Origin of the sequence: Streptomyces nanshensis (assembly GCF_001751255.1) — a bacterium.
Taxonomy (GTDB): domain Bacteria; phylum Actinomycetota; class Actinomycetes; order Streptomycetales; family Streptomycetaceae; genus Streptomyces; species Streptomyces nanshensis_A.
Genome location: NZ_LJGW01000486.1, coordinates 22885 through 36456, shown reverse-complemented (window position 1 = coordinate 36456; position 13572 = coordinate 22885). Strand labels below are relative to the sequence as shown.

The following is a 13572-nucleotide window of genomic DNA, read 5'->3' as shown; positions in this document are numbered from 1 at the left end:
CGGTGCGCAGGGCCGCTTCCACGGCCGTACCGCCGTCGTCACCGGCGCCGCCACCGGCATCGGCGCGGCCACCGCGCGCCGCCTGGCGGCGGAGGGCGCCGCCGTCGTGGTCGCCGACGTCGACGAGGAGCGTGGCCCGCTGGTCGCCCAGGAGATCCGGCGGTCGGGCGGCGAGGCCGTCTTCGTCCCCGCGGACGTCGGCCAGGAGGACTCCTGGCGGCGCGTCCTGGACTCCGCGCACGCCTACGGCCTCGTCGGCGTCCTCGTCAGCAACGCCGTACGGGTCGAGGTCGCCCCGGCGCACGAGACCTCGCCCGAGTCGTGGAACCGTCAGCTCTCCGTCGGCCTCACCGCCGCCTTCCTCGGCGTACGGGCCTGCCTGGAGGATCTGCGCGCGGAACGCGGAGCGGTCGTCCTGGTCTCCTCCGTGCACGCGCACCGCGGCATCCCCGGCCACCCCGCCTATGCGGCGGCGAAGGGCGGACTGCTGTCGCTGGGCGGCCAGTTGACGGTCGAGTACGGGCCGGAGGTACGGGTCAACACGGTGCTGCCCGGCCCGGTGCTGACCGGGCTGTGGGACCGGGTGCCCGAGGAGGAGCGCGCGTCCAGCGTCGCGGAGACCGCCGCCGGCCGCTTCGGCACACCCGAGGAGGTCGCCTCGGCTATCGCGTACCTTGCCTCGCCGGAGGCCTCGTACGTCACGGGCGCGAGTCTGCTGGTCGACGGGGGCTGGAGCGTCATGAAGTCGTCGGCGTGACGTGCGCGGCGTGAAGTCCTCGGCGTGAGGCGGTGGTTGAGCCGCCGGCCGGGGAGGGCCGCCGGTGACAGGGCCCGGTGCGGAAGCCAAGCCGTACCGGGGGAGCAGCGGAGAAGGCGAGCGAGGACATGTCCGGTTACGCGCGGCGCGGAGTGCACGGCCAGACCGTGGAGGCCATCGCGCACCGGGTGCTCAGCGGCCGGGTCGCGGAGGGCGACACGCTCGACCTGGGCGCGCTCCAGGCCGAACTGGGCGTCAGCCTCACGGCGTTGCGCGAATCGCTGAAGGTGCTCGCCGCGAAGGGCATGGTCGACGCCCGGCAGAAACGCGGCACGTTCGTACGGCCGCGCGCCGACTGGCACCTCCTCGACGCGGACGTGCTGCGCTGGCAGTTCGAGTTCGCGCGGGGCCCGGCGGCCGGCGCCGGGAACCCGCTGCTGCGCGACCTGGGCGAGGTACGCGGCATCGTCGAACCGGCGGCGGTACGGCTCGCTGCGGAACGCCGTACGGAGGAGGACCTCGCCGTCCTGGACGAGGCGCTCCAGGCCATGGCACGGGCCTCGGAGGTCGGCGACGAGGCCGTCGCGGCCGATCTCGCCTTCCACCGCGCCCTGTTGGCCGCCTCCCACAACGAGATGCTGGAGCGGATGGAGACGGTCATCGCCACGGGCCTCGCCTTCCGCGACCGCCTCGTCCACACCACGGGCCACCGCCCGCAGAACCCGGTGCCCAGCCACGGGGCGGTACTCGACGCCGTACGGGCGGGCGACGCGGACGCGGCGGAGTCGGCGATGCGGGCACTGCTGGCGCAGTCGGCCCGCGACCTGGAAGAGCTCCGGCACGAAGGCCGCGGACGCGGCAACTGACCCCGGCAGTGACCGAGTTCGGGGTATGGCGCGCACAACTGCCGCCGCGCCTACCATGGTTGACGCACGGAGGGCCGAGGGTGGCGATCGGGGGACGTACGCAGTGGCAGTGCCAGAGGTCAGAGTCGAAACGGTCGTGCTCGACGCGGCCGGCTCCCGCCAGATCGGCAGCAGGACACGCTCCTCCGAACTGCTCAGCGAGCGTGCCGCCGAGGTGCAGGCGGCCATCGTTCAGGCCTCCTCCATCGCGCAGCAGTCGCTGTCCGGCACATCGCAGCGCGACGGATGGAGCGTCTCCAGCGCAGAGGTCACCTTCGGACTCACGCTAGGAGCCGAGGCCGGGGTGATCCTCTCCAAGGCGTCCGCCGAGGCCTCCTTCGAGATCACCCTCACCGTGGAACGGCACCCGGGAACTCCATGACACGCGGCGGCTATTGGGTGGATCTCCGACAGTCGCGGCGGCGCCTGGGTGCCGGGTTCCTGCTCACACGCCGGTACGTGCTCACGGCGCTGCACTGCTTACAGGGGCTGGACCCTCTCGACGACGCGGTGGAGATCGACCTGACCGGCGAACGCAGCGTGCGGGGACATGTCTGCGAGCGGGCCAAGGACGCCGATCTGGCGCTGATCGAGATCGCCGATCCCCAGGACGTGCCGCTGCCCGTGCCGACGGCGGGGCTCGCCAAGCGCGGAGACCGGTGGTCGGGCCCGTACCGTCCCGCCCCCGGCGACGCCAAGTTGACCGGAAGCGTCGACGACGGCGGCACCCGCCACATGTGCGAAGGCGGCGGCGTCATCGAGGCCTTGCAGTTGACGGCGGACCAGCATCTCGGTGACTACTCGGGCTACTCCGGAGGCCCGGTGGAGCGGGGCACGGACGAGCGTGAACCGACCGTTCTCGGCATCCTGTTGGAGCAGATCCTCGACCGTCACTCCACCGAGCAGCGCGCGGCCAACGTGCTGATAGCCGCCACGATCGGCGACGCTCTACGGCGCTTCGACCGGTTCGACGTCGGTCATCTCATCGACGTCCTCCGCCCTCCGTCCGAGACCCCGGCCGCTCCCCGGTGGGAGGAGAAGGAGGAGGACAAGAAGACAGAGAGAACGGAGCGATCGGAGCGTATCGCCGGGGGCGAGTCGCTGCTGCTCGCCCTCCGGCAGTGGTCCGAACGCGGCCTCATCGATGCGACGCAGGCCGCCGAACTGCGGTCACGCGTCGCGCAGCGGGTGATCGACGGCGAGTTGGAAGGCGGGGGCCGTGCTTGAGTCGTGGGCGGAGGCCGTCGACTGCGCCGAGAGCGCGGCCCGTGGAACGGAATCGTCGCGTTCCCGACTGCGGTCGCAGGCCTGCGCTTTCGTCGACCGGCTGCAGACCGTGCTCGACGGAGAGACGCCGGACCGTCTCGCGTACTTCGTCGCGCTGCTCGACGTCGCGGGGCTGCATGCCGAGTCCTACGACATCACGAGAGTGCTGACCCGATGGGCGTTGGAGGGGCACCCCGTTCCTCCGGCTCAACGTGCCGCCCTCGCGGACACGTTGCTCATTCTGCTGGTCGAACGCGGCGACCTGGAGACGGCTCTGAGCCTCCAGCCGCTGACTGCTCTGCCTGCCGGACACGTGCAGTCCGGCGCCTTTCCCCGAGCGCGGGCTCTGGCCCACCACGCGGCGATCGTGATGCGCATGGGCAATGCGGCCTCCGCCTTCGATCTGGCACAGGCCGCCAAGTCCGAAGCCGCCGCAGCGGATTCCGGCACCCGGGAGAGCCTGGAGATCCAACTCCTGGCATGCGCCGTCCAGGTGGACGGAATCCTCAATCGCCGTGCGGGCAGCGTCGCGGACATCGAGTCGCTGGTCGCCGAAGTGGAGAGCGTGACCCGCCGGCTGGTCTCCCTGCTCGGAAGCGAACACCCCCTGTCCCTCTCGGCGTTGGTCACCCTCGCCTTCGCGGAATTCGAATCGGCTCGGACGGCGGACGCGACCGAACGCATGGAGCGCGCCACGGAGGTGCTCTCCATCGCGGCGCAGAAGGCCTCCGCGACGTACGGCCGCCGGCACCCGCAGGCTCGTGGCGCTCTCGCCCGCCTCGCGTACGCGGAGTACGTCACGGCACACCACGCCGGTACGTCCCCCGCGCGGACCGAGCAGGCGGAGGAGCTCTACAAGAACGCCCTGTCGGAGTCACTGCCGTACACCGCCGGTTCCCGCCCCGGCCGGGTTCCGCCCATGCGGGAGGCCTCGGGGGCCCTGTCCGGTGCGGCACGTTCGGCGCGGCTGCGCTTCTCCGTACTCGGCCCCCTGCGGGCTTGGCGCGGCGATCAGGAACTCAGCCTGGGATCGCCCCAGCAGCGGGCCGTTCTCGCCGCTCTCCTGCTCAGAAACGAGCCCGTCGACACCGAGGAGTTGTGCGACGCGGTATGGGGCGAGTACCGCCCTCCTCGCGGCACGCAGGCGGTGCGCACCTATATGAGCCGTATCCGCAAGGCCCTGGGAGGCGACTCCGGTCTGCTCGTGTATGAATCCGGCCGCTATGCGCTCCGCAGAAGCGCCGACGTCGTCGTCGACCTCGACGTCGTCCTCGATCTGACGGCACGGGCGGAGGAGGCGGAAAGCGCCGATCAGGCGCGCGCACTCTACGACTCGGCTCTCGCCCATTGGGACGGAACCGCGCTGGCCCACGTCCCGGGACCGTACGCGGAGGCTCAACGCGCACGGCTCAGTGAGTGGCGGCTGAGTCTGCAGGAGCGACGGCTCGAACTCGATCTGCAAGCGGGCAGATACGCGGACGCGGTGACGGAGCTGACCTATCTGACCGTCGCACACCCGCTGCGAGAGCGGCTCCGCGAGATGCTGATGCTCGCCCTGTACCGCAGCGGTCGCCAGGCCGAGGCCCTCGCGGTGTACGCGGACATCCGGCGGCTGCTCGTCGAGGAACTCGGCATCGACCCGCGCCCGGAACTCAGCGAGCTCCAACAGCGGATCCTGACGGCGGACGAGAGCCTCAACCAGGGTGCGGAAGAGTCCGCGGACATCGACGTGGTACGCAGACCGGCTCAACTCCCGGGAAGTGTCTTCGACTTCACCGGACGGGAGGGACTCGTCCGGGAACTGGTGGGGAAGCTGGTCGAGCCGGACAGCACGGTGACCGCCATTTCCGCGAATGCGGGGGTGGGCAAGACGACCTTGGCGGTGCACGCGGCGAATGAGGCCGCCGAATACTTTCCGGACGGTCAGCTCTACGCCGATCTGCACGGCGCGGGCCCTTCGGCCGCGGATCCCGGCGCCGTCCTGGGGGCGTTTCTGCGATCGCTGGGTACCGCCGATGCCGGTGTACCGGACGGGCTGTCAGAGCGGGCCGCTCTCTTTCGTTCACTGCTCACCGGACGACGCGTTCTCCTTCTTCTGGACAACGCCAGGGACGCCGCCCAGATACGTCCGCTGCTCCCGCCTCACGGAAGCGTGGCGCTGGTCACCAGCAGGACGCGCATGGTCGATCTGGCAGGCGCCCATCTGCTGGACCTCGACGTCATGAGCCCGGACGAGGCGATGGCGTTGTTCACCCGGATCGTGGGCGAGGAACGCGTCCTGAACGAGCGGACAGCCGCGTTCGACGTCGTGGGCGCCTGCGGATTCCTGCCGCTGGCCATCCGGATCGCAGCATCCCGGCTGGCGGCACGTCGCACCTGGACCGTGTCCGTACTCGCCTCCAAGCTCGTCGACGGAAGGCGCCGGCTCGACGAACTCCAGGCCGGGGACCAGGCCGTCAAGGCCACCTTCGAACTCGGCTACGGGCAACTCGATCCGGGCCAGGCACGTGCCTTCCGGCTGTTGGGCCTCGCCGACGGTCCCGACATCTCCCTGGACGCGGCGGCCGCCCTCCTCGGCCTGTCCGCGGACACCACGGAATTCCTCCTCGAGTCGCTCGTGGACACCTCTCTCCTCGAATCCGCGGCGCCGGGACGCTATCGGTTCCACGACCTGGTGCGGCTCTTCGCCCGCGCCTGCGCGGAGCGGGATGAGAGCGAGGAGTCCGAAAGGGAAGCGGCGCTCTCCCGTCTGCTCGACTTCTACCTCGCCACCGCCGCCGAGGTGTACCGGCTGCAGAAGCCCCAGGAACCTCCGATCGGCGAGGTCGACACCACGGCGGTCGACGGTCTCACCTTCTCCGGTCAGAGCGCCGCCGTCGACTGGATCTTCAGCGAGTCCTCCTGCTTCCTCTCCTGCGTCCGCCAACTCGCGTCCGGTACGACGCTTCGCCGCGCGGCCGACCTGCTGGTGATCGCCAGCCATATCGTGGACGCGGGTTTCGGAACGAGCCAGTACGAACAGGCCGCCGAGGCCGTGAAACAGGGCGCGCAGACCGCGGAGGACGTTCAGGCGGAAGCCCGTGCCCGTTCCGTCCTCTCGACACTCCACATGAGCGCGGGCCGTTTCGACCGTGCCGACGCGGAGGCCCGTGTCACCGCTTCGCTGGGAATCTCCGCCGACGACCCCGTCTTCTCCGCCTACGCCGCCAACAACCGTGGAATCGTCGCCGACTTCCAGGGCAGGCACGACGAGGCGAAACACTTCCTCGAACAGGCTCGCTCCCTGTTCCAGGACAACGGCCGTGCGCTCTCCGAGGCTTCGGTCCTGTGCGATCTCTCCCTGGCACATGTCGGGCTCGACCGGGCGGCCGACGCCAAGGCGCTGGCGGAAGAGGCGCTTTCCGTCTTCCGGCGCTTCCCGGCCGGCAGCCCCGCCAAGGGCCTGTACGCGCTCGGAGTCGCTCTCACGGCGAGCGGTGCGTGGGAAGAGGCCGAGAAGCAACTGTCCGAAGCGCTGGCCATGTTCCGCAGAAGCCGGCAGTCGCGGTGGGAAGGCATGGTCCACTTCCGCCTCGCCGAGACACACCTCCGGCAGGGCGAAGCCGCCCGTGCGGCCGCCCAGGCCGAACAGGCCCTGGCGATGCGGGGGATCGGCGGGGACTGGCACCGCGCCACCGTGCTGGTGACCCTCGGAAAGGCCCTGTACGCGCTGGCTCAGCGGGACCGTGCGAAGGCGTGCTGGCGCGCGGCGCTCGCCGTCTTCGAGGAGCGTACGGCGCCCGAAGCCGCCGAGGTCAGGCGGCTGTTGGAGACGAGCACGACGGGCGCAGCGGTCTAGGGCGTGTCCGATGGGTCGCGGCCAGGCGTGCTCCGTTGCACAGGGTCAGGGGGGCGGTCGGGGGGAGAGAGGAGGAGGAAAACTGCGCGACAACTCTGCTGCGGCCGTGCAAGGTTGGCGCATGTTAGATCACATCGCAATTCAGGTGAATGACATCGCGGCCAGCGCCGCGTTCTACGATGCCGTACTCGCACCGCTGGGCGGCGAGCGCAAGAAGCAGTTCGGCGCGAACATCAGCTTCGGTGTCACGGGGCACCCGCTGTGGCTGGTCCCGGCCGAGGACCCCGTGCCCTCGCGCGAGGTGCACATCGCGTTCACCGCAGCCGACCGCGCTACCGTGGACGCCTTCCACGTCGCGGCTGAGGCAGTGGGTGCCAAAGTCCTGCACGCGCCCAGACTCTGGCCTGACTACCACGACTCCTACTATGGAGCCTTCGTCCGCGATCCTGACGGCAATAACGTCGAGGCCGTCTGCCACCGGCCCTGAGGAGTGCCAGACGGATCACGAGCGAAGCCAGAGGCGAATAGCGACGATATGGCCACCGCGCCGTGGGAGTTATACGCCCTCTTGCCGAAGCGGGTGGCCACGGCGCGGAAGCCTTTGAGCGCGTTGATCGTTCGTTCAACTTTGTTGTGGCGCTTGCAGATCGTCTTGTCGAAGCCGGTGGGTCGGCCGCCCGCGCTACCGCGGCACCGGCGGTTGACCCGCTGATCCTTGCGCTCCCGAATGGTGTGCTTGACCTGCCGACGCCGCAGATGCCGGCGGTTCCGGCGGGACGAGTGGGCCTTGTCGCCACCCAAGTGATCAGGATGCGTGCGTGGATGACCGCCGGCCGGACGCGGGACACGGATGCGTTCGAGGACTGGGATCAGTTGCGGGGCATCGCCCGCTGGCCTGGTGTGATGACGAATGCGAGCGGACGTCGGCCGCCCTCAGCAGCCAGATGGATCTTGCAGGTCAGTCCGCCACGGGAGCGGCCCAGGGCCTCATCTGACCGATGTTGAACAGGCTGGCCCCGCCGGCCGCGGATGCGAGCCGCGTCGGTGCGGGCGCCCGCAGCGTGCTGGTGCGCCCCGCAGGAGGTCGAGTCCACGCTGACCATGCTCCAGTCGATCCGACCTTCCTCATCGGCATCGGCCTGGACGGACCGCAGGATCCTGTCCCACGTGCCGTCCGCCAGACCACCTTCGGTGCCTGTCGTGCACTGTCTTCCACTTCCCGAACCGCGCTGGCAGATCACGCCCACGGAACACCGGTCCGCTGCCGGAAGAGAATGCCGTTGATCACCCGCCGATGGGTCTTCCAACGCCCGCCTCGTCCCACGTTCCTCGGCAAGTGCGGCTCAAGCCGAGCCCACTCTCGATCCGACACATCACCCCGCCCCACGCCAGCCGGAACGATGCGACTGCCGACCCGGTCACACAAAGCATGGGACAGTGCCTAGGTCTAAAACTGACGGACGTTGTTGACAGGTGGGTCTCGCCGGTCGGGACCCGGCCGGACGCACCCCGTCAGCCCGGTTCCGTCATCCCGCCCAGGGGAGTCCGGCGCGGTGAGAGCCTGCGGTAGCTGATCCGCCAGCCGTCGGCGGTGCGCACGACGGTGTCCTCGTAGGAGACGGAACCGCAGGAGCCGTCCGCCTTGACGCCCAGCCCCTTGGAACGGACCTGCGCACGGCCGTCCTCGTATGCGGTCACGACGACGTTCGTGACGTGGTGCGCGACGGGGTTGGCCGCTCCCAGCGCCCACGCCGCCTCCCGGATCGCCGCCACCCCGGACAGCGGCTCCTGGCCGAAGTCCGTGAGGTCGTAGACCGCATCGGCCGTGAACAGCTCCTCCAGCCGGTCGAGGCTTCCGTCGTCGACGAAGTGACCGTGCAACGAGACCAGTTCGATGACGGCCAGGCGGTCTTCAAGAGCAACCAGGCGGTCTTCAAGAGCGAGTGGCATACGCGTCCTCTCCGGCCCGGCGCGGAAAGCGCCGAGCCGAGTATCGGTCCGACGTCGGCGCGGCACCACACCGTTCGACGCGTACGGGCGCGTCCGGCGAGAGCAGGGGCCGGGCCTGTCGTGATCGTCCCTCACCGGCGGTCGGCCTGCCATCGACTTCTCCACCGTGCGCCCCCTCATCCGCCTTCGTACGCCGAGTCCGTCCGCTGAACGCGGCCGCCCGCCCATGCCGAACGCACGTGCAATGTCACGTTTCGGACTGCCCTGCAACCTTTCGAAGCCTCCACATGTCGCAAGTTGGTACATGAGTCACCAACTCGACGTCACGGGGGTTTCCTTGTCGTTCCGCTGCAACTCGCCACACTTCCGTTCACAGGGCACGCAGTCCTGTACACCTCCGGCGGCGACCCGTCCGATCCGGCTCTTCATCAGCGGCGGCCCGGGGGAAGGCCGCCCGTGAAGCGAACGATCACCTTCGTCGCCGCGCTGGCCGTCATCGTCGTCCTGCTGCCGCTGTCGACGGCGCACGCCGCGGTCAAGAAGGCCAAGGCGCCGCTCAGTTGTGAGTCCCGGACGTTCACCTCCACTCCGGGGCCCCGCTTCAACGACCCGGAGGACCCCGCCGCCCGGATGGAGGTCATGGGCCCGATCATCGAGTCGATCAACAGCGCCGGCTGCGGGCAGACCGTCCGCGTCGCCATGTACTCGATCAGCGGTGCACAGCCGGGACCGGACTTCGCCGACGCCCTGATCGCCGCGCACCGACGCGGCGTCATCGTCAAGGCGTTGATGGACGTCCACAGCGACAATGCGGTATGGCAGTCGATCGTCGCCGAGTTGGGCAACGACCCGCGGGCCTCCAGCTTCGCCGCGCTCTGCCCCGGCGGCTGCCTGACGCACTTCAGCGGCTCCTCGCTGCACGCGAAGTACTACATGCTCAGTGGCGGCAGCGAGGCGAACCGGACGGTGACCGTCAGCAGCGCCAACCCCACCTCCGCCCAGGCCGGCACCGCGTGGAACAGCAGCGCCACCGTCAAGGGCAACGTCGCCCTGTACAACTCCTACGTCCGCTACTTCGGCGCCATGTCCAAGGGGGCGCTGGGCGGTACGGGCCCGCTGGCGCCCGACCACTACAGCTCCGCCGGCGCCGTGGCCGCCAGGAAGCTGTCCCCGCCCTCCTACCAGTGGCCCAAGTCGCGTGCCAAGAGCGACACATGGGTCGACTTCCTGAACAACATCAAGGCACCGGCCACGGTCAACATCGCCATGTTCCAGTGGACTTCGCACGGGAAGCCGGGGGAGCGCAACTATCTCGAACTGCCGAAGAAGCTGGTGAGTCTGGCGCGGACCGGCGTCAAGATCCGCATTCTGATCACCGCCGGGTCGGTCGACGACAGCGTGCAGAGCTCCTTGAAGAACAAGCCGAACATCGACGTGTACGACACCACCCGCGGCACTGACGCCAACGGTAACGCCCGGCACTACACCCACGACAAGTACATGATGGTCAGCGGGAATTACGCCGGTGCCCCCAACTCCCGGATCGTGTTCGTCGGTTCCTCGAACTGGACGAGCAACGGCATCTGGCACAACGACGAGTCGGACCTGAAACTGACCGGCGGCGCCACGTACGACACGTTCATGGCGGACTGGAAGAACCAGTACGACCGCTGCTGCGGGACCGCCGGGCGGCAGTCGGTCGCCGAGGACCGCGCCGAGAACGCGGCGCGGGAGATCCCCGTCGATCCGCGGCAGATCCTGGAGTGACGGGCCCCGGAGTGACGGGCCCTGGAGTGACGGGCCCCGGAGTAACAGGCGCCGGAGTAACAGCCCCCGGCACAGGTGATTCCGGAGAGTGAGCAGGGCCTCCGGACGTGCACAAGTCCCCGGCGGGCGGGGCAAGATCGAGATCATCCGCCCACCGGGGACTTCCGCGCATGTGTCCCACAGCCGGGCGCGAGGCCCCGTCCCGCCCCCGCCCCACGCCACCGCCCCGGACCCTCCGCCCACGTGTCGTACGGCCGCACAGGGGAACTCCGCACCGGAAGCTTGATGCAGCCGACACAGCGTGGCCCGGCGAGGTCGGGTCAGCGGGACGGACACCTATGACCAGCGGGTACATGGGTCCCGACGACTTCGGCAGGGACCCGTTCGGAGAGTTCATCGCGCGCTTCCTGGGCGGCGCGGACTCGCCCGGCGGCAGCGGCAAGCGGGATCCCCGCTACTACGACTTCCTCCGCCTGATGAGCGAGCCCGCACGGCAGCTCGTCTCCGAGGCCGCCACGTACGCGGCGCAGCACGGCAGCAGCGACCTGGACACCGAGCACCTGCTGCGTGCGGCGCTCACCACCGAACCGACCCGGACGATGATCACCCGCGCCGGTGCGGACGCCGACGCGCTCGCCGCGAACATCGACCAGGAGGTCGGCGAGGGCACCCCGCGCAAGTCGATCTCCGTCAGCCCCGCCGTCAAGCGCGCACTGCTGGACGCCCACGACATCGCCCGCACCCGTGGCGCCTCGTACATCGGCAGCGAGCACGTGCTCATCGCCCTCGCGGCCAACCGCGACTCCACGGCCGGACAGATCCTGGGCGCCGCCCGCTTCGACCCCCGTTCCGCCTCCGGTCCGCTTCCCGGCGCCCCGCCCCAGGGCCAGGGCCCGCAGGGCCACCCGGGCGGGCAGGGCGCCCCCGGCCCCGAGGCGCCTCCCGGACGCGGCGGCCCGCAGGGCGCGCCCCGCAGCGGCACCCCCACCCTCGACAAGTACGGCACCGACCTCACGGAGATGGCCCGCGACGGCCGTATCGACCCCGTGATCGGCAGGGACGAGGAGATCGAGCAGACCATCGAGATCCTCGCCCGGCGCGGCAAGAACAACCCCGTCCTCATCGGTGAGGCGGGCGTCGGCAAGACGGCCATCGTCGAGGGCCTGGCACAGCGCATCACCGAGGGCGACGTCCCGGACAATCTGCTGAACCGCCGCGTCGTCCAGCTCGACGTCTCCGGCGTCGTCGCGGGCACCCGCTACCGCGGCGACTTCGAGGAGCGGCTGAGCGCGATCATCGACGAGATCCGGGAGCACTCCGAGGAACTCATCGTCTTCATCGACGAGTTGCACACGGTCGTCGGCGCCGGCGGAGGCGGCACCGAGGGCGGTTCGATGGACGCCGGCAACATGCTCAAGCCGCCGCTCTCCCGCGGCGAGCTGCACGTCATCGGCGCCACGACGCTGGAGGAGCACCGCCGGCACATCGAGAAGGACGCGGCGCTCGCACGGCGCTTCCAGCCCGTACTGGTCCCCGAGCCGAGCGTGCCCGACGCGGTGGAGATCCTGCGCGGACTGCGCGACCGGTACGAGGCGCACCACCAGGTCCGCTACAGCGGGGACGCGCTCATCGCCGCCGTCGAGCTGTCCGACCGCTATCTGACGGGGCGCTTCCTGCCGGACAAGGCCATCGACCTGCTCGACCAGGCCGGTGCCCGCGTACGGTTGCGCAACGCGACCCGCGGCACCGACATGCGCGCCCTGGAGCGCGAGGCGGAGCAGATCCACCGCGACAAGGACCAGGCCGTCGCCGCCGAGGACTACGAGCGCGCGAAGGAGCTGCGCGACCGGCTCGCCGAGGTCGAGCAGGAGATCGCCCGCGGCGAGCGCAAGCAGCACCCCGGCCACCGCATCGCGGAGGTCACCGTCGAGGACATCGCCGACATCGTCTCCCGGCAGACCGGCATCCCCGTCAGCAACCTCACCCAGGAGGAGAAGGAACGTCTGCTGGGCATGGAGGAGCGGCTGCGCGAACGCGTCATCGGGCAGGACGAGGCGGTCTCCGCCGTCGCCGACGCCGTGCTGCGCTCGCGCGCCGGGCTCTCCAGCCCGTCCAAGCCCATCGGCAGCTTCCTCTTCCTCGGTCCCACCGGCGTCGGCAAGACCGAACTGGCCCGCGCCCTCGCGGAGTCGCTCTTCGGCACCGACGACCGCATGGTGCGCCTGGACATGAGCGAGTACCAGGAGCGGCACACCGTCAGCCGGCTCGTCGGCGCACCGCCCGGCTACGTCGGGCACGAGGACGCCGGGCAGCTCACGGAGACCGTGCGCCGCAACCCGTACTCGCTGCTGCTCCTCGACGAGATCGAGAAGGCGCACGCCGACGTCTTCAACATGCTGCTCCAGGTGCTCGACGACGGACGCCTCACCGACTCCCAGGGCCGCACCGTGGACTTCACCAACACGGTCATCGTCATGACGAGCAACCTGGGCTCGGAGGCCATCACGGGCCGCGGCTCGCTCGGCTTCGGCAGCGGCGACGAGCAGGACGAGGAGGACGCCCGCCGCGAGCGCGTACTGCGGCCGCTGCGCGAGCACTTCAGGCCGGAGTTCCTCAACCGCATCGACGAGATCGTCATCTTCCGGCAGCTCTCCGACGAACAGCTCCGCCGGATCACCGACATGCTGCTGGACGAGACCAGGCACCGGGTCCACGCGCAGGATCTGGCCATCGAGTTCACCCCGGCGTCCGTCGACTGGCTCGTCCAGCGCGGCTACCAACCGGAGTACGGGGCACGGCCGTTGCGCCGCACCATCCAGCGCGAGGTCGACAACCAGCTCTCCCGGATGCTGCTCGGCGGCGAACTCAAGCCGCACACCAAGCTGCTGGTCGACGTCGACGGCGGCGAACTGGTCTTCCGCACGGAGCAGGGGCCGGTGGACGCGGGCTACGGGGACGGTTCCGCGACCGCGGAGTGATCCCGCCCTCCGGCGGGACCGGCCGGGGAGCCGGGAGCGTCATCGGCGGACGAGCGGGCAGGCGGATGAGGAGAGGGCGGCAGGCCGGCAGGCCAACGCCCCTCGCAGCGG

The 13572-nt window shown here is 70.2% G+C and carries 9 protein-coding genes and 1 pseudogene; 8 read left to right on the top strand and 2 right to left on the bottom strand.

Annotation, left to right across the window (positions count from 1 at the left end):
* The 6 genes from AN218_RS28885 to AN218_RS28860 form a co-directional block, all read left to right on the top strand.
* A partial coding sequence (locus AN218_RS28885; protein ID WP_070020042.1) for an SDR family NAD(P)-dependent oxidoreductase occupies window positions 1-757 on the top strand: 757 nt, incomplete at its 5' end.
* A 128-nt stretch (window positions 758-885) separates the two neighbouring features.
* A complete protein-coding gene (locus tag AN218_RS28880) occupies window positions 886-1623 on the top strand; it encodes a FadR/GntR family transcriptional regulator (protein ID WP_070020041.1) in 738 nt (245 codons plus the stop codon).
* A 109-nt stretch (window positions 1624-1732) separates the two neighbouring features.
* Window positions 1733-2044 carry a CU044_2847 family protein gene (locus tag AN218_RS28875; protein WP_070020050.1) on the top strand — a complete coding sequence of 104 codons (312 nt, stop codon included), beginning with the start codon at window positions 1733-1735 and terminating at the stop codon, window positions 2042-2044.
* A gap of 17 nt (window positions 2045-2061) precedes the next feature.
* Window positions 2062-2889 (top strand): serine protease, encoded by an 828-nt coding sequence (locus AN218_RS28870; RefSeq protein ID WP_244900798.1) that lies wholly within the window; start codon window positions 2062-2064, stop codon window positions 2887-2889.
* A 958-nt stretch (window positions 2890-3847) separates the two neighbouring features.
* On the top strand, window positions 3848-6766 hold the full coding sequence (locus AN218_RS28865; protein WP_070020049.1) for an AfsR/SARP family transcriptional regulator: 2919 nt from the start codon (window positions 3848-3850) through the stop codon (window positions 6764-6766).
* Window positions 6767-6887: 121 nt separating this feature from the next.
* Entirely contained in the window at window positions 6888-7253 is a 366-nt protein-coding gene (locus AN218_RS28860; protein WP_070020039.1) for a VOC family protein, read from the top strand.
* A gap of 15 nt (window positions 7254-7268) precedes the next feature.
* Here the strand turns inward: AN218_RS28860 and AN218_RS34900 are convergent.
* Window positions 7269-8153 (bottom strand): annotated as a pseudogene (locus AN218_RS34900) (IS5 family transposase).
* Window positions 8154-8278: 125 nt separating this feature from the next.
* Window positions 8279-8716 (bottom strand): nuclear transport factor 2 family protein, encoded by a 438-nt coding sequence (locus AN218_RS28855; protein WP_070020038.1) that lies wholly within the window; start codon window positions 8714-8716, stop codon window positions 8279-8281.
* Between the two features lie 456 nt (window positions 8717-9172).
* Here AN218_RS28855 and AN218_RS28850 point away from each other — a divergent pair, with 456 nt between their 5' ends.
* Together AN218_RS28850 and AN218_RS28845 are read left to right on the top strand one after the other, a co-directional pair.
* Window positions 9173-10483 (top strand): phospholipase D-like domain-containing protein, encoded by a 1311-nt coding sequence (locus AN218_RS28850; protein ID WP_070020037.1) that lies wholly within the window; start codon window positions 9173-9175, stop codon window positions 10481-10483.
* Window positions 10484-10821: 338 nt separating this feature from the next.
* Window positions 10822-13461, top strand: coding sequence for an ATP-dependent Clp protease ATP-binding subunit (locus tag AN218_RS28845; RefSeq protein ID WP_171908830.1), 2640 nt, complete (start codon window positions 10822-10824; stop codon window positions 13459-13461).
* The last annotated feature ends 111 nt before the right edge of the window (window positions 13462-13572 follow it).

What these genes read in the sequence shown, in the direction of transcription:
- AN218_RS28845 (WP_171908830.1), top strand. Translation starts at nt 10,822, where the DNA reads ATGACCAGCGGGTACATGGGTCCCGACGACTTCGGCAGGGACCCGTTC.
- AN218_RS28860 (WP_070020039.1), top strand. Translation starts at nt 6,888, where the DNA reads ATGTTAGATCACATCGCAATTCAGGTGAATGACATCGCGGCCAGCGCC.
- AN218_RS28880 (WP_070020041.1), top strand. Translation starts at nt 886, where the DNA reads ATGTCCGGTTACGCGCGGCGCGGAGTGCACGGCCAGACCGTGGAGGCC.
- AN218_RS28865 (WP_070020049.1), top strand. Translation starts at nt 3,848, where the DNA reads ATGCGGGAGGCCTCGGGGGCCCTGTCCGGTGCGGCACGTTCGGCGCGG.
- AN218_RS28855 (WP_070020038.1), bottom strand. Translation starts at nt 8,716, where the DNA reads ATGCCACTCGCTCTTGAAGACCGCCTGGTTGCTCTTGAAGACCGCCTG.